General features: G+C 55.7%; 18 protein-coding genes. 6 read left to right on the forward strand and 12 right to left on the reverse strand.

The window, feature by feature from the left end:
• Nucleotides 1-171: 171 nt before the first annotated feature.
• The 4 genes from ABRP31_RS04585 (at nt 172) to ABRP31_RS04600 (ending at nt 5,115) form a co-directional block, all read left to right on the forward strand.
• Complete coding sequence (locus ABRP31_RS04585) at nt 172-1,674, forward strand: efflux transporter outer membrane subunit (RefSeq protein WP_349971592.1); 1,503 nt, start codon at nt 172-174, stop codon at nt 1,672-1,674.
• 187 nt (nt 1,675-1,861) lie between these two features.
• Nucleotides 1,862-4,033, forward strand: coding sequence for an FUSC family protein (locus ABRP31_RS04590; protein ID WP_349971591.1), 2,172 nt, complete (start codon nt 1,862-1,864; stop codon nt 4,031-4,033).
• Nucleotides 4,023-4,223, forward strand: a complete 201-nt coding sequence (locus tag ABRP31_RS04595) for a DUF1656 domain-containing protein (RefSeq protein WP_349971590.1) — start codon at nt 4,023-4,025, stop codon at nt 4,221-4,223. The genes ABRP31_RS04590 and ABRP31_RS04595 overlap by 11 nt, the downstream gene beginning before the upstream one ends.
• A gap of 16 nt (nt 4,224-4,239) precedes the next feature.
• Nucleotides 4,240-5,115 (forward strand): HlyD family secretion protein, encoded by an 876-nt coding sequence (locus ABRP31_RS04600; protein WP_349971589.1) that lies wholly within the window; start codon nt 4,240-4,242, stop codon nt 5,113-5,115.
• A 286-nt stretch (nt 5,116-5,401) separates the two neighbouring features.
• Here ABRP31_RS04600 and ABRP31_RS04605 read toward each other — a convergent pair whose 3' ends face one another.
• Nucleotides 5,402-7,462 carry a hypothetical protein gene (locus tag ABRP31_RS04605; protein WP_349971588.1) on the reverse strand — a complete coding sequence of 687 codons (2,061 nt, stop codon included), beginning with the start codon at nt 7,460-7,462 and terminating at the stop codon, nt 5,402-5,404.
• Nucleotides 7,463-8,077: 615 nt separating this feature from the next.
• Between ABRP31_RS04605 and ABRP31_RS04610 the strand changes: the two genes are divergently transcribed.
• Entirely contained in the window at nt 8,078-8,290 is a 213-nt protein-coding gene (locus ABRP31_RS04610; RefSeq protein ID WP_087268913.1) for a DUF6124 family protein, read from the forward strand.
• 67 nt (nt 8,291-8,357) lie between these two features.
• Here the strand turns inward: ABRP31_RS04610 and ABRP31_RS04615 are convergent, their stop codons facing one another.
• From ABRP31_RS04615 to ABRP31_RS04625, 3 genes are all read right to left on the reverse strand, one after another.
• Nucleotides 8,358-9,170: an SDR family oxidoreductase gene (locus ABRP31_RS04615; protein ID WP_087268917.1), complete on the reverse strand. Its 813-nt coding sequence runs from the start codon at nt 9,168-9,170 to the stop codon at nt 8,358-8,360.
• A gap of 16 nt (nt 9,171-9,186) precedes the next feature.
• Nucleotides 9,187-9,651 (reverse strand): multidrug transporter, encoded by a 465-nt coding sequence (locus ABRP31_RS04620; protein ID WP_349971587.1) that lies wholly within the window; start codon nt 9,649-9,651, stop codon nt 9,187-9,189.
• Between the two features lie 142 nt (nt 9,652-9,793).
• Nucleotides 9,794-11,668, reverse strand: coding sequence for a hypothetical protein (locus ABRP31_RS04625; protein WP_349971586.1), 1,875 nt, complete (start codon nt 11,666-11,668; stop codon nt 9,794-9,796).
• A 551-nt stretch (nt 11,669-12,219) separates the two neighbouring features.
• Here ABRP31_RS04625 and ABRP31_RS04630 point away from each other — a divergent pair.
• Nucleotides 12,220-12,807 (forward strand): hypothetical protein, encoded by a 588-nt coding sequence (locus ABRP31_RS04630; RefSeq protein WP_349971585.1) that lies wholly within the window; start codon nt 12,220-12,222, stop codon nt 12,805-12,807.
• Nucleotides 12,808-12,838: 31 nt separating this feature from the next.
• Here the strand turns inward: ABRP31_RS04630 and ABRP31_RS04635 are convergent, their stop codons facing one another.
• The 8 genes from ABRP31_RS04635 to algG form a co-directional block, all read right to left on the reverse strand.
• Nucleotides 12,839-13,786, reverse strand: coding sequence for a hypothetical protein (locus tag ABRP31_RS04635; RefSeq protein WP_349971584.1), 948 nt, complete (start codon nt 13,784-13,786; stop codon nt 12,839-12,841).
• Nucleotides 13,787-14,296: 510 nt separating this feature from the next.
• Nucleotides 14,297-15,748, reverse strand: coding sequence for a mannose-1-phosphate guanylyltransferase/mannose-6-phosphate isomerase (locus ABRP31_RS04640; protein WP_087268933.1), 1,452 nt, complete (start codon nt 15,746-15,748; stop codon nt 14,297-14,299).
• A gap of 117 nt (nt 15,749-15,865) precedes the next feature.
• A complete protein-coding gene (locus ABRP31_RS04645) occupies nt 15,866-16,534 on the reverse strand; it encodes an alginate O-acetyltransferase AlgF (protein ID WP_087268936.1) in 669 nt (222 codons plus the stop codon).
• A gap of 13 nt (nt 16,535-16,547) precedes the next feature.
• The gene (locus ABRP31_RS04650; protein ID WP_349971582.1) at nt 16,548-17,735 is read right to left on the reverse strand and encodes an alginate O-acetyltransferase; all 1,188 of its coding nucleotides are present in this window, start codon (nt 17,733-17,735) and stop codon (nt 16,548-16,550) included.
• A gap of 9 nt (nt 17,736-17,744) precedes the next feature.
• Nucleotides 17,745-19,322 carry an MBOAT family protein gene (locus ABRP31_RS04655; protein WP_087268940.1) on the reverse strand — a complete coding sequence of 526 codons (1,578 nt, stop codon included), beginning with the start codon at nt 19,320-19,322 and terminating at the stop codon, nt 17,745-17,747.
• A 196-nt stretch (nt 19,323-19,518) separates the two neighbouring features.
• Nucleotides 19,519-20,640: a mannuronate-specific alginate lyase gene (locus ABRP31_RS04660; protein WP_349971581.1), complete on the reverse strand. Its 1,122-nt coding sequence runs from the start codon at nt 20,638-20,640 to the stop codon at nt 19,519-19,521.
• A gap of 8 nt (nt 20,641-20,648) precedes the next feature.
• Nucleotides 20,649-22,088, reverse strand: a complete 1,440-nt coding sequence (locus ABRP31_RS04665; protein WP_349971580.1) for an alginate biosynthesis protein AlgX — start codon at nt 22,086-22,088, stop codon at nt 20,649-20,651.
• 13 nt (nt 22,089-22,101) lie between these two features.
• Nucleotides 22,102-23,718: a mannuronan 5-epimerase AlgG gene (algG, locus tag ABRP31_RS04670; protein WP_349971579.1), complete on the reverse strand. Its 1,617-nt coding sequence runs from the start codon at nt 23,716-23,718 to the stop codon at nt 22,102-22,104.
• Nucleotides 23,719-23,725 lie beyond the last annotated feature (7 nt).

A 23,725-nucleotide genomic window follows, 5' to 3' on the forward strand; every position in this document is an offset into this window, starting at 1 on the left:
TAGAGAGATAGCAAATTGTGACACGAAGTAACTGAGCCATGTCAGCATACCTAAGGATTATCTCCGATTCTGTAACAAAGATTCACAATTCCCCCGGCTTATCGGCGACCTGACGCGCCCCTAGAATCGCGCCACCTGAGTCATCACACCTTACGTCGGGAAGTTGCATTCGTGCCGCGTCGCATCATCAGAAGGGCTGCGCCCTTCAGTGTCTGGGCTTTAACGTTAGTCATCAGCGGCTGCATCGGAACCGGCGGGATCGCACCACAAGGCAAAGCTTTGCCTGTTGAAAGCCTGGCCACCGACGCTGCCATTCGCAGTGCCGACCAAGAGGCTCATTGGCCCGTCGGGCAATGGTGGCGCGCTTATAACGATCCGCAACTGGACCACTGGATTGATCTGGCCGCTGCCGGTGCGCCGAGCCTGGCGATGGCTGCCGCCAGGGTTCGTCAAGCCAAAGCCATGGCGGGCATGGCTGAATCTGCCGAGTCGCTGCACGTCAATGGCGAAGCGTCCCTCAAACGTCATGACTGGGCGACGGATCAGTTTTACGGCCCCGGCGCGCTCGCCAATACCACCACATGGGACAACAATGCGTCCCTTGGTCTGAGCTACTCGCTGGATTTCTGGGGGCGTGAACGCAACGCTACCGAACGGGCGCTGGACCTTGCCCACATGAGCGCTGCCCAGGCTCGTCAGGCGCAGCTCGAATTGCAGGACAACATTGTTCGCGCTTACATCCAGTTGTCCCTGGACTACGCCCAGCGCGACATCGTTGAAGCGACGCTCGCCCAGCAGCAACAGATTCTCGATCTGGCTCAGCGTCGTTTGCAGGGCGGGATTGGTACTCACTTTGAAGTCAGCCAGGCTGAAACACCGCTGCCGGAAACTCACCGGCAAATCGATGCACTGGACGAAGCCATTGCACTGAGCCGCAATCAGTTGGCCGCGCTGGCGGGCAAAGGTCCCGGGGAGGGCGCCAGCCTGCATCGCCCGACGCTGGCGCTCAAGACGGCCCTGAAATTACCTTCGGCTTTACCCGCGCAATTGCTCGGTCAGCGTCCTGACGTGGTGGCAAGCCGCTGGGCCGTTGCGGCTCAGGCCCGAGGCATTGACGTGGCTCATGCGGGTTTTTATCCCAACGTGGACCTGATCGCCAACCTGGGTTACATGGCCACGGGCGGCGGCATGCTTGAATTTCTGGCGGGTAAAAAATTCAACTACAGCGCAGGGCCTGCGGTGAGCTTGCCGATCTTCGATGGTGGGCGTCTGCGTTCGCAACTGGGTGAGGCGTCAGCCGGTTATGACCTGGCCGTGGCGCAGTACAACCAGACGCTGGTTGATGCGCTCAAGAGCATTTCCGATCAATTGATCCGCCGTGAATCCATGGACAAGCAGCAAGTGTTCGCCGGCGAATCCGTGGCCTCAGCGCAGAAGACCTATGACATCGCGATGATCGCTTATCAACGCGGGCTGACCGACTACCTCAACGTACTCAACGCTCAGACCTTGTTGTTTCGGCAGCAACAGATTCAACAGCAAGTCCAGGCCGCCCGTTTGAGCGCCCATGCCGAGCTGGTCGTAGCGCTGGGCGGCGGGCTGGAAGCTGGCAGCGATACACCAACCGAAGGCCAGACCCAGGCACCCAAAACACCTGCAGTGTTGGATCGGTGATGCTTTTCGGTAGGAGCGAACTTGTTCGCGAGGCTTCACACCTGACGCGCCGCTTCGACCGCCTCGCCAACAAGTTGGCTCCTACAGAAAATCCCGCCACCTGTAGGAGCTGCCGAAGGCTGCGAAGCGTTCTGTCAGACATACCGTTTTCGCAGCCTTCGGCGGCTCCTACAGAGGCTGGACGGGCATGAAGCTCACCCAACTCCCATGGCGGCGGGAATTCAACAGCTGGGCGCGCAGTGACGGGGTGACCTGGATTTACATCTTCAAAGTCCTGATCGCTGCGTTCCTCACCTATTGGCTGGCCCTGCGCCTGGAATTACCTCAGCCGCGCACGGCGATGATTACCGTGTTCATCGTCATGCAGCCGCAAAGCGGCCATGTGTTCGCCAAGAGCTTCTACCGATTGCTCGGCACCCTGGCCGGTTCTACGGTCATGGTCGTGCTGATGGCCTTGTTCGCGCAGAACTCCGAACTGTTCCTCGGCAGTCTGGCGCTGTGGGTGGGCTTCTGTTCGGCAGGCGCCGCACGCTATCGCAACTTTCGCGCCTACGGTTTCGTGTTGGCAGGCTACACCGCGGCGATGGTGGGCCTGCCCGCATTGGCACATCCGGAAGGCTCGTTCATGGCGGCGGTCTGGCGGGTACTGGAAATCAGCCTCGGCATCGTCTGCTCCACTGCCGTCACCGCCGCGATCCTGCCGCAGAGCTCCAGCGCGGCAATGCGTAACGCGCTGTACTCACGCTTCGGCGTATTCGCTCGCTTCGTCGCTGATGGTTTGCGCGGCACTACTCCACGGGACGCCTTTGAAACCGGCAACGTACGTTTTGTCGCCGAAGCCATTGGCCTGGAAGGTCTACGCAGTGTCACCGTTTTTGAAGACCCACACATGCGCAGGCGCAATGGTCGGCTCAATCGCCTGAACAGCGAATTCATGGCCATCACCACCCGCTTCAACGCCTTGCACCAGTTGCTCGAGCGCGTGCGCGGTGACGGCGTCAGTCGAGTCGTCATTGCTGCTGAACCGGGCCTTACCGCCTTCGCAACGCTGCTCGACGGTTTCGCTAATCGCTTCCTGACCCCTGATGACGCCAGGCAGTTGGTGCAACAGTTGGAAGACTTCAAGGCCGACTTGCCTGAACGTGTGCGCGCCGAGCGTGCCGCTCTGGAAGACATTCAGCCCAGCGAAGCCGAGCTGCTGGATTTTCATACCGCTTATGAGTTGCTGTACCGGTTGGTCAGCGACATGCACGACTACGCGCAGACCCACGCATCGTTGGCTGATCACAACCACATTCGAGAAAAGTGGGAAGAGGAGTTTCTGCCCAAAACCAGTTGGATGACAGCCGCCGCAGCGGGCATTCGAGCGACGTTCATTCTGGCGATCATGAGCGCTTACTGGGTGGCGACTGCCTGGCCCAGCGGCGCGACCATGATCCTCGTATCGGCGGCCACCGTGGCGTTATCGTCCACCACCAACAACCCGCGCCGCATGTCATTTCAGATGGCGTGCGGCACCTTGCTTGGGGCCGTGCTGGGGTTCATCGAAACCTTTTTTATTTTCCCGAACATCGACGGCTTCCCGTTGCTGTGCCTGTTCCTTGCGCCGGTATTCATGCTCGGCGCGTTTCTCGGATCGCGGCCGCAGTGGTCCGGCTATGGCCTGGGATTGTTGATTTTCTTCGGCATCGGCTCGGTGCCCGACAACCTCACGATCTACAACCCTTACACCTTCATCAACGACTACATCGCCATGGTCATCGGCATGCTGCTGTGTGCCGCAGCGGGGGCGATCATTCTGCCGCCGAATGCACGCTGGATGTGGCGACAGCTGGAGGGCGATTTGCGCCGTCAGGTGGTGTTTGCCATCAGCGCACCGCTGAATCGCCTCGGCTCAAGTTTCGAAAGCCAGACCCGCGACCTCATGCACCAGGCCTATGGTCTGGCAGCAGGCAAACCGTTGGTGCAGCGCGAATTGCTGCACTGGATGTTCGTCGTGCTGGAGATCGGCCACGCAATTATCGAACTGCGTCGCGAGCAGGACATCCTCCCGGTACATCCAGCTTATGCGCCCTGGCAATCCTGGCGGGTGGCGATCCGGGTAATGGGGCGCGCTTTGATCCGGTTGTTCATCCAGCCGGATCACAGTAACTGGCAGCGCGCGTTGGCGGCGGTTGATCACGCCATCAACCGGGTGCAAAACAGTGACGAACCCTTTGCGCCGCATTTCGATACCTCTGCTTTGCGACGAGTGAAGAGCTACCTGCACTTCATTCGCTCATCACTGCTGGACCCTCAATCACCCCTGGCCGTGCGTGCTCGCGAAGGCCAAAGGCAAGGACTGATTCATGCCTCGTGAAATTGCTTTTCATGGCCTGTACATGCCCAGCGTGACCGTCCTGTTTTTGATCGCAATGGTGCTTGCCTGGGCGCTGGACCGGCTGTTGTCAGGCTTTGATCTGTACCGCTTTTTCTGGCACCCGGCACTGCTGCGCCTGAGCCTGTTTACCTGCATCTTCGGCGCCATGGCGCTGACCGTTTACCGTTGATTCTCGAGTAGCCCTGATGAAAAAGCTCTTCAGCCTGATTGCCACGTTACTGGTTCTGGCTTTGGCCATCTGGATCGGCCGCACCTTGTGGGTCAACTACATGGACACGCCCTGGACCCGCGATGGCCGGGTGCGTGCCGACATCATCAACGTCGCCGCCGACGTCAGCGGCACAGTGGTCGAGGTGCCGGTGCACGATAACCAACAGGTGAAAAAGGGCGATCTGTTGATGCAGATTGATCCCGAGCATTACCAAGTGGCGGTCAAGCAGGCTCAGGCCTTGGTGGCGTCACGCAAGGCCACCTGGGAGATGCGCAAGGTCAACGCCAAGCGCCGCGCCGACATGGACAACCTGGTGATCTCAACCGAAAGCCGCGACGACGCGAGCAACATCGCCACCTCTGCGCAGGCCGATTATCAATTGGCGCTGGCAGGGCTTGAAGCCGCTGAACTGAACCTGCGTCGCACGCGAGTGTTGGCCGCCGTGGACGGTTACGTCACCAACCTCAACGTGCATCGCGGCGACTATGCGCGCATCGGTGAGGCGAAAATGGCCGTAGTGGATATGAACTCGTTCTGGGTCTATGGCTTTTTCGAGGAAACCAAGCTGCCGCACATCCGTGTAGGTGATCCGGCGGACATGCAGCTCATGAGCGGCCAGTTGCTCAAAGGTCACGTGGAAAGCATCGCCCGAGGCATTTACGACCGTGACAACCCGGAAAGTCGCGAACTGATTGCCGACGTCAACCCGACCTTCAACTGGGTGCGCCTGGCACAGCGAGTGCCGGTGCGGATACATCTCGATGAAGTACCGGCCGACGTGCTGCTGTCGGCGGGCACTACCTGCACGGTGATTGTGAATCCTGAGGTTGGGGGAGCGAGCGGTGAATGATGAACCGGCGTAAGACATCACACCGAGTGGTTTGCATCGCGAGCAAGCTCAGCTCCCACAAAACCTACGTAGCCCTGTAGGACCGGCTTTAGCCGGGAGGGCGTCCGGATAGTCGCTGGATGTTCTTCGGCAGAAACACCGCTCTCCCGGCTAAAGCGGAACGCCGCCTGGCCAGTCCTACGAATTTGCCTGGATTCTGTGGGAGCTGAGCTAGCTCGCGATAAGGCACCTCGATTTATCTGGTAATCATAACCCTGGCGGTGCTCGACCTTGTCTGCGATGAGCTTCAGGAGAACAACCTGAGTGTCGCCTCAATCCCCAGTCTGGCTTCATCAGGCCCCGTTTTCGGAATCGCGCGGTTGAACGTGCGTTTGGTCAGCTCTCGCTCAAGTCTTGCCTGGTTGATCCTCGCTGTTCTGCGCAGCCCGTCAAGATTGGGAATGAATAGCCCATTCTTGTCGTAGGCTCCGACAATTGCCGAGGCGGGTATATCAGTTGCGTAATTGATCTCGACCGGAGCCAGGTCCAGGCGAGGCGATTGGGGGTAGCGTGCAGCAAAGTCATTGGCATAAAGGTGATAACCATCGAGCTGGCGGGCGTCGACGAGGTAAGTGTGGCCTCCTTTGGCGCCACCGTAGGTAAAAGCTCCTACGTGATCCTTGTCATAGAAAACCGACGTCGAGATGCCTCGGCCATCCGGGTCCAAGGCGTCATGGCCGCCACCAAAACCACCGCGAACGCCGGTCGCTTGATGAAGATCTTTTTGCAAGTCAGCGGCCGCTGTTCGCAATCTGAAGCCCTTCTCAAAGATGATGTCGGGAGCGCGTGAGTCGCCGCGAAAAACAAAACCGCGATAAACCGTGATGTCATGCGGCTCAATGAACTGTTGTGAAAACCGCCCTTGGTTCTCCACCCATAGCTGCGTCGTCTGCGGACCTTTTTTAAAGTCGGCGTTCAGTTTCAATTCCAGCGAGCGCATCTTTGCCGAGTGTTTCGAGCGTTCCAACGCATCGATCAGATAAGGCGTCGCTGAAGACGGCAGTTTTTTTGTGTTCAGGATGACTTTGAGCCTCTGTGCAAGTTGGGTCCTGGCCAGCGCTGAAAGCCCTTTGCCGACGACCTTCAACACCAGAGGGCCAATGACTTCTGCCAGAGCGCTGATGATGGCCGCGCGGTACAAACCGGCCGCTACTTCGGGCAGATCTTCCAGCTCGGCCCTTACCGCATCGGTAGCCGCAGAGGCGATACCCAGCAGGAAAGCCGCGACCAGCCTGATGGGCACCAGACTGACACTGACCGGCAGCGTGATGCCCAACGACAGGCCTGCCAGAAGATAACCGCTGAACTCAAGAGCCGAATCAGCGAGGCGCTCGGCATCCGTCGAAACCAGCGTATCGATATCAGACAGCAGGCGCTGATAACTCAGATCAAACAGCGCATTGGCGATGTCGGGGCTTGCATGAAATGTGATGGGAGCGACCCAGTAATACTTGGTCTCGAACCTTCGCACATATTTGACTTCGTCATTGCCGGGCTTGAGTCGCTGATAAAGCGGGATGCGCGCCAGTACCTTGTTGCGCAGTGCGGCGTTTCTTTCTATCAGCGCCCGAAACTGATCGAAATCACGCGGTATTTCGTAGACCGATTTTTGCTGCGGATCATTGCCCAGGAATACCAGTAAGCCTTGAACTGTCTGGTCTTCATAGTATTCAGGCGTTGGCAGGAGCAGCGCCCGTTCCAGCTTCACTCGCGACGTGCCCTCAAACTGCACGAGCCGGGGTTCAATCCAGCCGCTCAGGTAATCATTGGCGAGTGTAATGAGCGCTGCGGCTGAGGCTCTGTGCTCCAGGTATCGACGAATAATGCTGTCCAGTTCATGTCGCGTGAGCAGCAGGGAAAGTTCTTTGACGTTAGGGCGATTAAAGTGCGCCTCGACCTCGTTGATATAGCGCTCCTGCAGGTTCACCGTATCGAACAGATCGCGTAACTCAGGCGTAAACGCAGGGGGCCAGCGGATCCGTAGTCGTGTGGCGTCTTTGAGGTCGTGGCGGAAGAAGTCGGTGACTATCTGGTGGAGTTCAAAGGTGGCGATCTTGGGGAGGGGAGGGCTGACGCCGATCAATCCGCTGTGACGAGAGTCGGTGTATTCGACATTGATCTTCATGTTGCTGGTGACCAGTGCCTTATGCGGCTCATACATCGTTGAGTGCTTTACTGCTGTGCGAATGAAATCATCGATAAAAGCAAAAGGGGAAAGCAACCTGGGTTGAGAGACCGCATCAACCAAATCGGCCAGCTCACTGGCCAGTTGGTCGATATCGGCAGGGACTGTAGCTGTGGTGCTCATTTGTCATTCCTTGACAGGTCATAGGCAGTGCATCCATTGCTCTGCTCAGGCTATGAAATATAGAGGCTGAGACTTGGCGCGGTTGTAGGACGTTTCTTTGTTTTCGCGGGGTAAAGGCGCGGGATGCAGGCGTGTCGTGAGGCAGGGCCTCAAGACCTGGAATAGCGCGGTCTATGTGGGAGCTGAGTTTGCTCGCGATAAACGATGACGCGGTCTGCACGAAACACCGCAGCGCTTTTATCGCGGGCAAGCCCGGCTCCCACATGAATTAGCGTCGTTCATGTAACTTCAGCTAACCAAATAACCCAGTCCTACACCCCATTCCTGCGGCCTTTTCCCTTTCTTCTGAATGAAGTTTCCGAGAAAATCCCGAGCCCTTGCGCAGGGTGATTTCGGGCACTAGGCTGCGTCCGTCGTTGAGTATCAGCGATCGGGTTTAGCAGCCTGTTTGACTTCAATTCCGGTGCAAGTACCGTCTATGGCGGCTTTGTGCGGGGCATCTTCGGGTGCGCCGGTTTTTGGGATTGGGTCGCCGGTCTGCTAACCCGTATCAAAGTCGCCACCTTTGCTTGTTTAGCAGCGATCATTCGGTGGCCTAGCTAAAGGCCTAATCAGATGATCAAAGTAACGCCAGATCCACCACAACCCACCCTCGAAGAATCGCTGCTGCACGTCAGCGACCTGCTACGTTGCGCAGCCGCCACGGCTTATGAAACCGGCGATAGCCTCAACGGTCCGAAACGCGACTTGGCGTTCTCGGTGGTACACCTGATCGGTATGGCCAAAGCCGAACTCGAACGCTCGTTGGCACGGGTTGAGTCCAGGTAACTCCGTCTCCCTGTAGCGGCCAACTTGTTGGCACCTACAGGGGCTCGTATTCAATCGGGAAGTGTAACTACAGCGTCTTTTCCAACCCAAACCGCTGGCGCAGTTTTTTATCCAGCAACCCTTTGGGCAACAACCAGCTCATCAACGGCAGCACCCTTGAGCCATTGCCCGAGCGCAGGAGTCGTGGCGGTTCGGTCTGTTGCACGGCGCGCAGCACATCCTGGGCGAAATCGATGGCGGGGGTCGGGTTGTCTTGCGAGGCCTTGGCCCTTGCTCGAATCCCTTCACGCAGAGGCCACCATGGCGATTGTTCGTTGATCAGCAATTCAGCCTCATGGCTGGCGTTCTTCGCAAAACTCGTGTCGATGGCACCGGGCTGAACCTCCAGCACCTTGATCGAGAAGGGCGCCAACTCCAGACGCAATGCTTCACTCAGAGCGTGCACCGCGGCCTTCGACGCGCAATACGCCCCGGCAAATGGCGTAACCAAAATACCGGATACGCTGCCGATATTGACCACCAGACCTTTGCGACTGCGCAGTGCCGGGAAAAACGCCCGCGTCACGCCCACCACCGAAAACACATTGGTCTCAAACTGGCGCTGCATCGCCTCGACGCCGCCATCGAGCAGCGGTCCCATGGCGCCATAACCTGCGTTGTTGATCAACACATCCAGCCCATCAAAGCGTGCCGCTAATTGCTCCAGCGCGACGCTGTCGTTGACGTCCAGTTGTACGCCTGTGAAACCGGCAGCATTCAGCGCGGCAACGTCTTCAGGCTTGCGCGCAGTGGCCCAGACCTCATGACCCGCACCTTTGAATGCATCCGCCAAAGCGCGGCCAATGCCGCTGGAGCAGCCAGTGATGAGGACGTTGGGCATCTTGTTATTCCTTGGATTAGTTTGAAAAACTACCTTGTAAATGCTCCGCGCGAAACTCCAGCGTCTGCGGGCGGTAGCCTTGGCGCAAGGGTGGTAGCGGCAAGCAATCTTGCCATTGACTACCGGCCTGCAGCTCGCCCGGCCCGCTATATCGAGGGCCTGCATAAGCATCGTCGGTCAGGTTCACGGTATCACCGGGCGCATAAGCGGCGACGCGCCAGCGCAATTCTACGAGAGGAACCTTGTTGGTGTTATCAATCAGCACCAATAGCGGTTTACCAACTGGGCATTGGTCGGGGGCGTAATCCATGCGGATGCCCATGTGTTCCAGGCGTCGGGTTTCCTGACTGTCTTGCCAGATGACCACCATCGCCACGATCCCCAGGCCAGCGGCAGCCGCGAGTGAAACAGGCAAGGCCTTGGCCGGATAACGCAGCAGCAATACCAGCCAGGTCAGGATAAGCAGTGCGCCAAACAGCATGATTCGCGCCTCGTGAACAGATGAGGATGCATCGTACCGAAAGCGGGGTGGGGTTTGCTAATGGCTATGCGATAGGTCGGTCAGACGATTACGCATCCAGGGATTGCTGTCTCAAGGCAATCCCTTTACGTATTAACGGATTTTAGGAGGGCGGGAAGAAGTACAAATAATCGGTTTTCTGCGAAAGATTACCAGCGGCGTCTACAGCCCGGACGTGATAACGACCATAGCCTTCAATGTTACGCACAAAACTCAGATCTGTTGTTTCGTCAATCTGCGTCCACCAGCGGTAGACTTTGTATTTGACCGCTGCAGCCACCCGATTCCAGCTCAAATCTATCGGTTGGTAGGTGTTATGGGCTATTCGAAACCCCGTGGGTGCCGTGAGTTCGGGAGGCGGTATGGGCTCATCACCGATTCTTTCCCATTTCCCGGAGTATTCATGAAAAATGAAATACTCCGAAAAGCCGGTAGGGATAGGGATGTCGAGTCCATAGTCCAGGTTCGATCCATCCAGCGTTGCGGCGAGTGATGCGCTGGATGCAATGTGCACAATGCTGGAGTCTGGAGCCTGCGGCGCTAGCTTGATTTGGGGCGACCAATGGCCATCATCAAGTTGATAGTGAATGAGCTTATCGTGTAAACCCGGCGCCGGAATTTCTGGCTCATCCGCGAGATAGGTCGCGGCCAGAATGCGGTACCTCAATGTTCCGTTGATAGCGCTCAATGAGACCATGTCGCCAGTGTTGAGCAACATTGAATCAAACGGAAAGTCTATCCGGTTCGTGACGAGCTCGGTGGAGTAGGTGGCTGAACTTATAATCAGTACAGTTGAGTTTGTGGTCAGGTAGGCGGGGGGAGAAATTATCCTTGTCCAGCTGCCATTGCCAAGTCGCGCAATCAGTGCTCGGTTGCCGCTCGGTAATATGTAGCCGTCGGGGACTTGTGGGACATTAATGTCCGCGTATGGCCCCATTCGGATAAGTTTCTGGAAATTTGCATGTATGCAGTTGTCGATCAGCCGTTGCCTCAGCGACCAGTCGGTGTTGATCACGAAAAACTTCTGAATATAAGAAAGTTGATTGGTTGAATAAAACCATTGACGAATTTTGTCCGAAAAATCATCTGGGACAAAGGCCGGGAACGCAACGTACTTGGCACACTGAATCGATCTGAGTTCCTCATACGGTTTATCTTCTTGTGCTACCCGATCCATGAAGGCTTTGAGTGTATCTGTGGTAGGCGTGTCGGAACCTATCCAGCGATGGTTCACGCCAGACCAGAATAGAGAGTCTCTTTGACCATCGTTATAGGCAATAACGACCGCTGGATTTTCATATTCCCAGATCTGGCTGATGGTGAGCGCGTTCATCCAGGGGGGTATCAAAATATCGTTTAATCTGGACTTTATCAGTTGGTGTAACTCCAGATGGGCGGCGGCGGTGAAGTTCTTGAACTGATGGAAGTCCAGAACAATGACTTCTCGTTTGGGAGCGCCTGCACCAGGCGTATGCGTCCTGAAGCGCAAAATCTCTCCCAGAAAATCGTTGGCGACAGTACGTTGTGAAACCAGATCATGGAAAATCATGAACCGTTTTGGATCCTCTGCGGGATAGCCGTCGAAAAACTGCACCCTCAAGTCCAGTACTCTGACGCCTGTCATCAACTGCTTGTACGGTGAGACGTCCTGGCAGGTATTGGAATTAGAGCTGTAGGGAGCCTCTTTGTCGAAGCCCGCATTATGAGTGCCGGGCAATATTGCGTCTGCAATTCGTAACTTGCCAACCCCATCGTAAGTAGACATCCAGCTGCTGCGATGCAGGTTATTGTAGGGGGTGCAAATTCCTCCCGAAGCGCTGCCACCAGGGCAACCTGAGTCAATTGATTGCTCATCACTGTCGCCGGGAGACGGCGTGAGATCTTCTTGATTTATGGAGCCTGATAGTGAAGCGTCGTCTTCTGTGGCCAAGCATAACGACACTTGTTCAGGCGAAGCAGGGCGGTCATCAGTGTTCATTTCTACGACCTCTTCGAAATTAAAGGTTTCGTAGATATTTAAGCGCCAGGCCGTTGAGCGTTGTCACTGTCATAACTGACAGTGACAATCTATGCAGAACAGATGTTGGGGGCGGAAGCGACCGCTCTAAGTCGGACTTCTGCGCATCGTTTATTGCGAACGTCGATAGGCGTTGTTGCGAAATAGTCTAAATCCCATGGGTTCGGTGATCGTCTGTAGGCGTGAGTCTTATGTCCACGACGTACCGTTGTCGCGAAGTAAACAGCTACAGAAAATGCATTTCAATCTAGTACTTGCTGTTGTTTGATGAGAGCAGGCTAGGGTGTGCTAATGAGTAGAGGTGGAAGGGTTTGAAGCCTTCACAAGGTCTAAAGGGACTGCAAACCATCAGCGGCTAGAATAAATACCGGGCACTTCTGGAAAAGGATTAGAGTCAGGTACTGTAGGCTACGTCATACAAGTTGACAGGATTTTTCGGTCTCAATACTCAGGTCAGCTAATTCACGGTTGTGCCGTTACACCTCTTATGTACACTGGCATGAGAGCCCACCATGAATCTGACTTATACCGTCGATCCAAATCATTCGTACAGACGCGCAATTGAAATTGCCTATGAGAAAGCCAAAAGAGAGGGCGGGGTTGATGAAAGAACCGCGCGCGAGTGTGAGTTGGTGATCAGTGCGCCGGAGCCCGATTATATTTATCACGAGGTGGAGCTTGATAATCCCCCGCGCTTGCTTGAGGAAGGCTGTGTATCCTACCGAGAACTGAGTCCGTGGGAGTCTTACGAACAGGCAAGATTAGATGGCCGCAGGCAAGCGGCAGAGCGCGTAGCAACTCAAGTGGACGCTATATGGCAAGATCTAAAAAAAACTACTGCTGGCGTTGATCCTGAATTGTTAAACGAAATAAGCTTCACAATAGATGAGAAAGGCACGATTCATCCGGTGAGCATTTCGCGCTCACTGGATGCAAAGGCCGAAAAAACGCTTTTTGAAGTACTGAATGGGAATTCAGAATTAAAGAAGGCGGCAGAAGACTATATCTGGATGTTGGCGGGTTTAGTAGGGCGTACGATAGAAGGTTTACCAAGCAACTATGATCGGCACTTTGCCCACTCTTGTTTGCGAGAGGGCTAACCACATGAAAAATGCCGTTAGCCTTCAAATATTAGCCGCTAATATTCATTGAGCAGATTTGTGTGATAGACCCTGGACTGATTCCAGTTGATGGGTTGCCTCGGACAGATACTTGCCAGTGGCCGGTATTGTAAGTGGCGCGCCATTTTGTTTTGAAATCATACACCCCGGTGAAAGGGGTGGTCACGTGGCGCCCATTGCAGGCTGGAAAACTCACGTATTCCACGATGCCTCCCGTGACGGTGACGCGGCGTGATTTAACTTTGTTGGAAAGATTTTGATCATCCGGTCTGATGACAAAATCGACTGTAGCCCCCTCTAAAAGCTGACCCGTTGAGTCCCTGATATTCGTCGCCCACATAATTCGGTCTCTGAATGTTGAGGTCATGAAATAGGTTCCAGTCTTCGGACCTTCTGTTTCAATCCTGATATTGTGGGCGTATGGGGCTGAGCCGAAATCAATGTTGAAGTATTTATCTGCTTGAAAGAGCATTCCGGCCGGGTGAGAAACTCTGAGATTAACCTTCTGGCCGGCGGTCAGTGACGCCGTGATTACCGATTCGGACGTAGGTAAAGATTGCCAATCACCTGCGATGTTATATTCGATTTTCCAAAACGAGCCTTCAACCCCTCGCAGAACGTCGTTGATCATTACTTTCTGTCCACGCAACGCTGTGAAACTGTAGTATTTAACATCGCCAGCGCTCTCCAGTTTATCAACAATACTGTTGATTTTATCCGGCAGGTCTGTGATTTGGACATCGGTGACATCGGTGACATCGGTGACATCGGTGACATCGGTGACATCGGTTAACGCATCTGTGGGTTCTTGAGTACTCTTGCCTTCGAGGGTATTAGCTTGCTGGAGGGTGTCTGGGTCACAGGCCGGTGTGGCTAAAGCTGTAGAACCATATATTCCACTCAGCGCTAGAAAAATTGATGTCGCAAGCAGTGTTTTTTTAAGAGTGCAGTTGTTCATTGTAAGTCCTTTTATATAATTTCTTCTTGCACGAATGTAAGTGCCGGGCGATACGCCAAACATACTTTTGTACAATGAGGTGGTTTGATTAACTAATGAAGTGACGTAATCATCGAGTGCGGTGTGCGGTCAATGCTGAAAGTGTAATTAAAAGTAAATGCGCTGCGCCTCCTGAAAGAACTCATAAAATTCTTACAGATGGCTGTTATAAATACTTGCGTTTTGCGTCTCTTTTTCCCACAGCGAGCGGTGTGCGGAAAGTCGAGTAAGGTAGGACGTCCGGCGTAGAACCTGTCGGAGCGAACTATTAGCGAGAGCTTTTTATCAGCCCCTGTAGATGTGTTGGATTTACTGCCCTCACCGCGAATAAATTCGCTCCCAAAGAGTCAGGCTCCATTTCGATTACAAAAAACGCAGACCAAAAAAAACCTCAACAACCTACTGCGGATGGGGTACGCAAAAGGTTGTTGAGGTGTACTGCTCGTTGCCGATTGCAGTTAAAACAGCAAATTAACGTGCAATGGTTTGCGTCTTGACGCCGGCTTCCAGTTGCGCGGAGCGACCGTAAACGTCTTCGTAACGTTCGATGTCGTCTTCACCCAGGTAGCTGCCGGATTGAACTTCGATGATTTCCAACGGGATCTTGCCTGGGTTTTTCAGGCGGTGAACCGAAGCAATCGGGATGTAGGTCGATTGGTTTTCGGTCAGCAGGAACACGTTTTCGTCGCAAGTAACCTGTGCAGTGCCCGATACCACGATCCAGTGTTCGGCGCGGTGGTGGTGCATCTGCAGGGACAGGCTGGCACCCGGTTTTACCGAGATGCGCTTGACCTGGAAGCGGCCGCCCATGTCGACGGAGTCGTAAGAACCCCATGGACGATAGACTTCAAGGTGGTTCTGGGTTTCGCTGCGGCCTTGCTCATTGAGCGTGTTGACCATCTGCTTGACGCCCTGAACTTTGTCCTTGTGGGCAATCATCATGGCGTCTTTGGTTTCGACCACGACGATGTTGTCCAGACCGATCACCGACACCAGTTTGCCGTTGCCGTGGATCATGCAGTTGCGGCTGTCCTGGATAACCACGTCGCCTTTGGTGACGTTGCCGTTGCTGTCTTTCTGTTGCACAGCCCACAGCGAGGACCAGCAGCCAACGTCGTTCCAGCCAGCGGTCAATGGCACAACGCAAGCGCGCTGGGTTTTTTCCATCACGGCGTAGTCGATGGAGTTGTCCGGGCAGCAGGCGAAGGTGGCTTCGTCGATGTCGATGGTGTCGCCTTCGTGCTTGCTGCGCTCCAGGGTCATCATGCAGGTGTCGTAGATGTCCGGATCGTGCTTTTTCAGTTCTTCGAGGAAGCGGCTGGCGCGGAACAGGAACATGCCGCTGTTCCAGTAGTAACCACCGGCTTCAACGAACTCGGTAGCGCGCTGTTCGTCAGGCTTCTCAACGAAGTGCGACACGCGGCTCACGCCTTCTGGCAGCAGCGCATCGGCAGTGGACTTGATGTAGCCATAACCGGTTTCCGGCTTGGTAGCAGGGACACCGAACAGGACCATCTCGCCACGCTCGGCCGCTACGGTGGCCAGAGCCAGTGCGCGTTGCAGGGCTTTCTGATCTTCGATCACGTGGTCAGCGGGCATGACCAGCATCAGCTCGTCGTTGCCTTCGCTGAGCAGCAGCATGGCGGTGATGGCAACGGCTGGCGCAGTGTTGCGGCCAAACGGTTCCATGATCACGGTCTGGGTTTCTAGACCCAGTGCATTGAGCTGCTCGTTAACGATGAAGCGGTGCTCTTTGTTGCAGACCACGATCGGGTCTTGCATGCCTTCGAACTTCAGGCGCTCGAGGGTTTGCTGGAAGAGGGTGTGGTTCCCGGTCAGCGCCAGAAACTGTTTTGGGAATTGCTTACGCGAAAGCGGCCAGAGTCGTGAACCGCTACCGCCTGACAAGATCACTGGAATCATTTTGTTTCTCCAAGAGCATTTCGAAATAGGGCTGTACGTCGGTCTGTCGTTTCAGTCTTGTTTTTGTTCCGCGTCGGTCGGCCCGATGATGGATCGGGCCGACTGACAAATCCGTAATTAGCGAGTTGCTACCGGTGGTTTTACCCACACCGGAGACAGGCCACTGCCGCTACCGGTGATGTACAGCACGGCAGCTTCGCCACGCTCCAGGGCAACCGGTTTCAGGTCAGTGACTTTCTTGTCGCCGTCGTACAGCGCCAGGCTGACTTTTACCGGGTTGATTTCACGCTCGCCGGTGCCTTTGGCGGCAACGGTTTTTACGACTTCGGTCTTGCCATCAGCAGTTTTCAAGGTCAGTGCCTTGTCGCTCAGGTTCTGTACGCGAACCAGGGATTTCTGCTTGTTTTTGAACGGTGGTTCTTCAACCAGTTGTGGTTTGCCGCTGGCGTTGTTGACCAGGGTGTAATAGTGGTCGCCTGCCAGTTTCACCGGGACGCTCTGGCTGCCCAGTTTGGCGGTGTAATCACCTTGTGGCATGAAGCTGAATGCAGTGCTGCCCTGTGGTGCCACTTCGTTCATGTTGGTGTTGCCAACCGAAGCGCTGATCTCGGAGCTGCTGGCGTTGTAGACACGCACGAAGGTCGAACCTTTTGGTGCGGTTGGGCCGTACAGTGCGGAGTCACCGGCGAATGCTTGCAGGGTGAAGAGGCTGATACCGGCAGCCAGTGCGCAGGTTTTCAGCAGGCTTTTCTTGGCAGTGCGAGTGTTCGAATTCTGTAAGGTCATAAGGGTAGTCCTCTCAGTTTTGGGCCTGGTTTGGCGAGTCGGAAGATTTGACGTTCTGAACGACGTTTTGTTGCGTTTTGATCGCGTCAGGAGCAGCTTTTTTTAGCTGTGCAATCCACTGCTGATCAAAGTCTTTAAGGTCGTTGTGAACGGGCAGATAACGCTCCGGAAATTCCCAGATCAGGACTTGCGGCGGGCTGTTTTTGAACGCGTCGGTTTGCAGGTATTTGAGCATCGGCAGGATCGGGCCGTGGCCGTCTTCTGCGTAGTTCACAACATCACTGTGCAGCGCTTCTTTAAGTGCGCCGACGAAGTTCCAGTTCGGGTTGGCGCTGTAGCTGGTGCCTACCAGACCAACAGCAACATCGCTGTCGGCGAACAATGCGTCATCGCCTTCGGCTTCTGCTGCTACCGGATCGGTACTGCGCTGTTGCAGTTGATCAGGTTGCGGCAACAGGTTGCTGAACAACGGGTCAAGTGGCAGGAAGTTAGTCAGGTCGCCCTTGTAGGGCGCTGTTTCCTTGGCCTGGGTGACGAACTTTTCAGGCTCGCCGCTCAGTGGCGTCTGCTGGGCGATGACTTCGCCCAACTGCTTGGCCACAACTTCTGCACCCATTGGCGTCCAGTGAGTATCGGTACGCAGGAAGACCTGGCCGTGTTGCTTTGCACCTTGCAGCGGTGCAAGCAAATCAGGTGCGACCAGACCGGCTTGCGCTGCTTGTGCGTGGAACTGCTGATAAAGGTCGGTGTGCAAAGTGGCGGGTTTGTTGTCGCCAATGTGCTCCGGATACAGGCGGGTTTTGGCAGGAACAATTGCCAGTACCAGCTGTGTGCCTTTGGCTTTCAGTTCGTCACGTACGCCCTGGACGATTGCCAGGTTTTCCGCTTCGTTCTTGTCACCGTTGGCGATGGCATCGAACTCTTCATCAGTGAACAGCCACTGATCCTTGCCGAGTACAACGCCGGGACGACCTTCGTTGAACAGCTTGTAATCCAGCGCTGCCCAGAGGTTGGTGCCCAAGCGCTTGATCGGAAACTCTTCGTCGTAATGAGTTTCCGCAGCCTTGGCCCACTTGCCGTTAAGCACGGTGGTTTCAGGGGTTGTCGAGAAGCTGGCAAAACTGCGCAGCGACCAGATACCCAGTATCAGCAGGATAGCCAGAAACAGGCCGATGTAGAGGATGCGTAATGAGCGGGTCATGGCATGTCCTCAGAATTGGAAGTAAAGGAACGGCGAGAAGCTTTGCGCCGACAGTTTGAGAATCGAAGCAATGAACAGCAGCAGGATCACTGCACGCATTGCGTAACGTGGCCAGTCGGCAACCCAGTAAGCAGGCTGTACCTGAGCTTCAGTACCCACGATGTAGCCTGGCTCGTGAATGCTTCCTGGTTTGTCGCCCGGTACGGCTTTGATCATGCCTGGCTGCGCAGTGGCAGGGCCGTCAGCCTGAACGCCCAGATCCGGGTTGGTCTTGCTGGCAGCTTTTTCGGCAGGACGGTTGGTGTAGAAGTCACGCAGACCGAAGAACGCCAGCGTTGCGTAAGCCACGACCATGGTCGCCACTTGCAGACCGGTGAGGCTTGCCTGGTTGAGTTCCGACAGTTTCCAGTCGCCGAAGCTGAACATCGCGCCGTACATACGGCCGGCAACGTGCAGGTTTTCTGCGCGGAAGATCACCCAGCCAGTGACCACGATCAGGAAGGTCAAAGCCCAGCGCATTACGTTGAATGTACGTGGAGCGGTATTTAGGCCGATGGCTTTTTCGATCGCCAGCCAGACACCGTGCCATGCACCCCAGATCACGTAGGTGATGTTGGCGCCGTGCCACAGACCACCCAGCAGCATGGTCAGAAACAGGTTGCGATAGGTCGCGAACTTGCCGCCACGGTTGCCGCCCAGGGTTATGTACAGGTAGTCACGCAACCAAGTGGAGAGGCTGATGTGCCAGCGACGCCAGAACTCGGTGATCGACTGACTGATGTAAGGCTGTTTGAAGTTTTCCATGAAGCGGAAACCCATCATCAGGCCCAGACCAATCGCCATGTCGCTGTAACCGGAGAAGTCAAAATACAGCTGCGCGGTGTAAGCCAGCGCACCCAGCCAGGCATCGCCTGTGGTCGGGTTTTGCAGGGCGAAGCAGTGATCGGCAACGACCGCGAGGGTGTCGGCGATGAACACTTTCTTGATGAAACCCTGCATGAAGCGCGTGCAGCCTTCGGAGAACTTGTCCAGGGTGTGGGTACGGTTGTTGAACTGGTCAGCCAGGTCACGGAAACGCAGCACGGGGCCTGCAATCAAGTGCGGGAAGATCGCCACAAACGCAGCAAAGTCGATCAGGTTACGTGTAGCCGGGGTATCACCGCGGTACACGTCAATGATGTAGCTGATGGACTCGAAGACATAGAACGAGATACCGATCGGCAGCAACACGTGGGTCAGGATGAAAGGTTCCAGACCGACCGACGTCATCATTGCGTTGATGCTGTCGACGCCGAAGTTAGCGTACTTGAAGTAGCCCAGGATACCGAGGTCAACCACCACGCCCAGCAACAGCCAGCGTTGTGCCGGCTTGGTGCGAACGCCTGCCGCACCTACTTGCAGGCCGATCCAGTAGTTCCACACCGTTACGCCGATGAACAGCGCGAGGAAGTCCACACGCCACCAGGCATAGAACACATAACTGGCAATCAGCAGCAGCAGATTGCGATAGCGTTGCCCGCTCAGGTAGTACAAGCCGAGGAAGATCGGCAAGAACAGGAACAGGAACACGTTGGATGAGAACACCATCCTGATATCTCCGTTTATCCATCAGTCAAGGGCCCAAAGCCCCCCCAAACCCCCCATAAAAATATGGAGGTTGATGCGTTTACTGTTTCACCCTGTCTGTAGGAGCGCGCTTGCCCGCGATAGCGTCAGTTCAGTCCACGTTTGTGACGTCTGGCACGCCGCAATCGCGGGCAAGCGCGCTCCTACAGGGGATTACTTACGAGCCTTTGTCACCCTTCTCGTGCTCTGGGTCGTAGACCTTGGTCAGGTCACCGCCCAGGCGGAAAGTCTTGAAGGGTTGTTTTTCGTGCTTGTTTTCAAGCACTTCAGGGCTGCAGGTGTAGAGCGAGCAGTACGGTTCAAGCCAGGCGAATTTCGGATCTTTCTTGAGGTCCGTCATGTCCTGTTCTTCACCGTTTTTAGCAGCGAAGGCTTCCGGGTCTTTCACGCCGGAGAGCACGCGATCAGCCAGACGCTTCAGAGCACCGTTGTTTTCCGGACGCACATCCACGCCGTTGGCCTGCGCAAAGCTGGCGATCATCGCCAGTGGTGGCAACGCGTAGTTATGGTAGGAAAGGGCACGCTGACGACGCTTCATTTCGTTAGGCAGATAGCCTTCCGCATCGACTTGATTGGCAGCGACTTTGTATTCTTTGATCGCCCAGTCGAACAGGTCCTGGCGGTTGGTGGCGACAGCCGTTGCCATCACCGACCATGCGGCCCAGTACGAGTGGTTGTTGATTTTTTCCAGCGGCAGGTTGCTCCAGTCACTGATGACCTGGTCAGCCAGCTTGCTGAACCAGGCCTCAATGATTTGCGCCTCGCCCTGACGGTTGGCCAGAGGCTTGGAATCGGAGAACTTCAAGCGCAGGTAAGCGGAGGACATACTGCCCAATGCCCATTTGCGCATCGACTTGCCGGTGTGGTTGAAATCTTTGGATTCCAGCGCATCGGCCTTGGCCCAAGTGGTCATCATGTTCAGCGCGCAATCGAGCTGTTCAGGGCGACCATCGCGCATGTACTGCATAACGACTTTGCTGACACCACGCTCAAGGGTGGTGATGTCTTTGGTCGCGCTGCGAAAGGCTTCCTCGGACTGTTCGTTCAGGGTCGCACGCGCCTTGTCGGAACCTTCGTATTTGCTGCGAAACACCAGCTTGTCGGTGTAAGGCTTGGGAATGGCTTCACAACTGAAATTGTGGTCACCGGTTTTCATTTTTTCGATCGGAGCGTCGTAGCCCTTCGGCGGCACGAGGTTCGCGGCGCTGGCGGCCCCGGCGCCACCGGCCATGATGGCCAGTGACAGAAGGGTAGGTAACATCAGTTTCGGAGTGTGCATAGGTAGCCTCATAACCCGGCTTGCGCGGTTTGCTGCGCAGTGGCTGGGAACACGTTGCGTTTGCATACTTTCGCTTCGACTTTCTGGGGTGCAGTGCCCGCTTCCGGACCCTGGATTTCCAGTGCGAGCAGTTGCTGGTCAGCCCAGTCTTCATCTGTTCGCAGTTCGAAGGAGAAGCGCCCGTCTGTATCGGATGTTTCCGGTTTTTCGATTTTCAGATCTTCGTGACGACCGTTCATGTACCAGAGCCTGGCTTGCAGGACTTTGACCGAAGTGTCGGCATAACGGATGTCGATCTGATTGCTGCCGTTGCGGATGTTCTTGATGCCGTTTTTGCCGTTGACCAACACTTCGTTAGTGCCGGTTTTCAGCGTGGTGCTAGCGCTCATCACTGCGGGTTTGCCTTCGCAGCCGTTGTCGAGCAGCGACATCATCTGGCGGTAAATGGTCTCCTGGTCCAGGCGGTACAGCGGTGAGAATTCCCAGATCAGGATTTTTGGTGGACGTTTCTGGAAGTCTTCACTGCCCAGGTACTGCAGCATCGAACCTTCCAGACCGCCGCCAGGGAAGGCGACGTTGAGGATGTCGGCACCGATGTACTCTTGCAGGAAGCCGGCGAAGTTGTAGTTCTTGCCGCTGTGACTGGTACCGACCAGGGTGATTTCCGGGTTGCCGGAGTCACCGAACAGGTCGCCGTCACCAGCCTCGCCTTTAGGCTCGGTGGTGAACTGGTCCATGTACTGAATGGCGTAGGTGTTGCCGCACAATTGCGCCGCCATGTTGTGCAGGGTGCCGGTCTTGCCCATGCGTCCCGAAACGTGGCTTTCAAATTCACGCTTTGGAATGTCGGCGTAGCCCGGAATCTTCTTCACGGTTTCAGCGACGATTTTCGCTGTGCGCTGAGCACCGTATGGCGTCCAGTGCTGGTCGCCACGGAAGTAGAAGTCGTGCGCCTGTTGCTCGTTGGTCAACGGCGACAGATCAGGTACCCAGTAGCCCATCTTGTCGAAGCGACCGAGCATGGCCTTGTAGTTGTTCAGTGCTTTTTCGTAGTCGAATTTGTCGCGCTCGGCAGGGAACAGCTTGTTGCGATCTACCAGGCCACGTGTGGGTTGGTAAACCACCACCAACTCAACGCCTTTGCTCTTGAACGCATCGTGCAGCTGTTGCATGCGGCGATAGCCTTCAGGCGTAGTGTTGAATTCGGTACGCAGGTCTTCCTGGGTCCGGAACAACCAGTCGCCTTGCGCTTGTACCAGCGTGGTGAAGTTTTGCTGATAGCGCGTGGTGTAGTTTCTTGCGTCATGCGCTTGCGGGCACAGCTGGCAGCAAGGCTCGGCTGTGAAGTTCGGCGCCTGCACCTCGTCGGCACGTGCGCCGCCGCTGATTGCGATCAGGGCTGCGGTCAGGCCGGACAGGCTGAGTAACTTGATCATGTGTGCGTGCATAAAAATTACCTTCTCAGTCCTGAAGTTCTTTCTGGCTTTCGACCGGATCAATCAGAACGGCTTTTTGTTGGCGAACCAGCAGGTCGAGGATTTCGTCCTGACGGTCACCCAATACGCCGTTGAAGCTGATGCCGCTGGTCTTGCTCGGAGCCAGCATTGCCACACGATAGAGTTCGATACTCAGCGGGGAGTCGATGGACAGCGGGCCTGAGCTGTTACCGGTCAGCTCGCCACCGACCACGATCAAGGAAACCTTGGTGTCGAACGGGTCGAGGGCGATGTCGCGGTCGGTGTCGCTCAGGTCCTTGATGTGTCCGTAAACACCCAGTAGACCGTTAGCCATGGCGATGTTTTCGTACAGCTTGATGTTCACGCTGTTACGTACGCGAATGCCGTGACGACGATTGGCAATGACTTTGTTGCCCCACAGCAGGTTGTCGCCGCTTTCATACAGGGTGATGCCGTCGGTGTGGTTCTTGTAGATCTCGTTGTAAGCGACGATGTTGTTGACGCTGTTACGGTCCAGAACAAGGCCGGACAATTTGTTGTCGTGGCTCTTGTTGTTGAAGATGAAGCTGTCGTTCACCTCACGGGAAATAATGATCCCGTGCTTTTTCTTGGTTCCGTAGACGTTGTTCTCGGCAATGATCAGACCGTGGGAACGGTCATGCGGGTCAATGCCGTAAACAATGTTGTCGCGGTAGGTGCTGCTTTTGACCACGAAGTCTTTGGTTTCGTAGCAGTAGAAGCCGTACCACAGGTCAGAGAATTCCGAGCCAACGATCCAGCCGGTTGGATCGGGCTTGTTCATCTGCTTGGCGGTGTTGGGCGTGTACTGAGAAATACTCACACCGTAGGACTTGCTCTGGTCGTAGCCCAGGCTCGCCATTTTGGTGTTGATGATGTAGGTCTCGGAACCACCCCAGGACAGCAGGAACGGACGGAATTCCTTGGGCGTACGGAAAGTCGACAGGCTGTTGGTCTTTTCGCGCCAGCCGTTGAGCTGGGTGTCGCTCATGAACAGCTTGCCTTCGTTGACCAGGAACGAGCCCTTTTCCTGCGACAGGCGCAGCTCGTGCGCTTTCTTGTCCACCTCGAAAGTCGCGTCAGCCTTGACCAGAATCGGCAGGCGGGCAATGTAAACGCCCGGCGACACTTCGCTCAGGTATTGCTTGGGGACCTTTTTAGCCAGGTCCTGAATGTTCATGTAGCCGCCTTCAATCACGATCGCTTGAGGGATGCCTTGTTGGCGGGCAACCCATTCGGCCATCTTGTTGTCACCGCCAACGAACTCCTTCAGACCGACTTCTTCCATGATTCGGGTGATGCGAACCTTGCCAGGCTTGCTGCGCACGATTTTCTTCGCGGCAGCTTCGGCGGTGTAGCCCGAAATGTCTGGCAACTGCGGTTTGTCCATCGCCAGTGTTTCCACCGGCGGGCTGCTGATGGTGTAGCTCTTGGCTTCTTGCAGCTCTTTGACCATGCCTGGGGTGGTCGCCTGAGCCGGGCTGGCCGGCGCGGTGGCGGCCATGGCGGAGCTGGCGAGCAACAGCGCGCCGCTCAGCACTGCGCTTTCGAGCAGTGCATGTGGCCATGCGCGGTTGCGCAGACTGCTTGCTTGACTGTTCATCTCATCG

This window comes from Pseudomonas caspiana, assembly GCF_040224095.2.
Lineage (GTDB): Bacteria > Pseudomonadota > Gammaproteobacteria > Pseudomonadales > Pseudomonadaceae > Aquipseudomonas > Aquipseudomonas caspiana.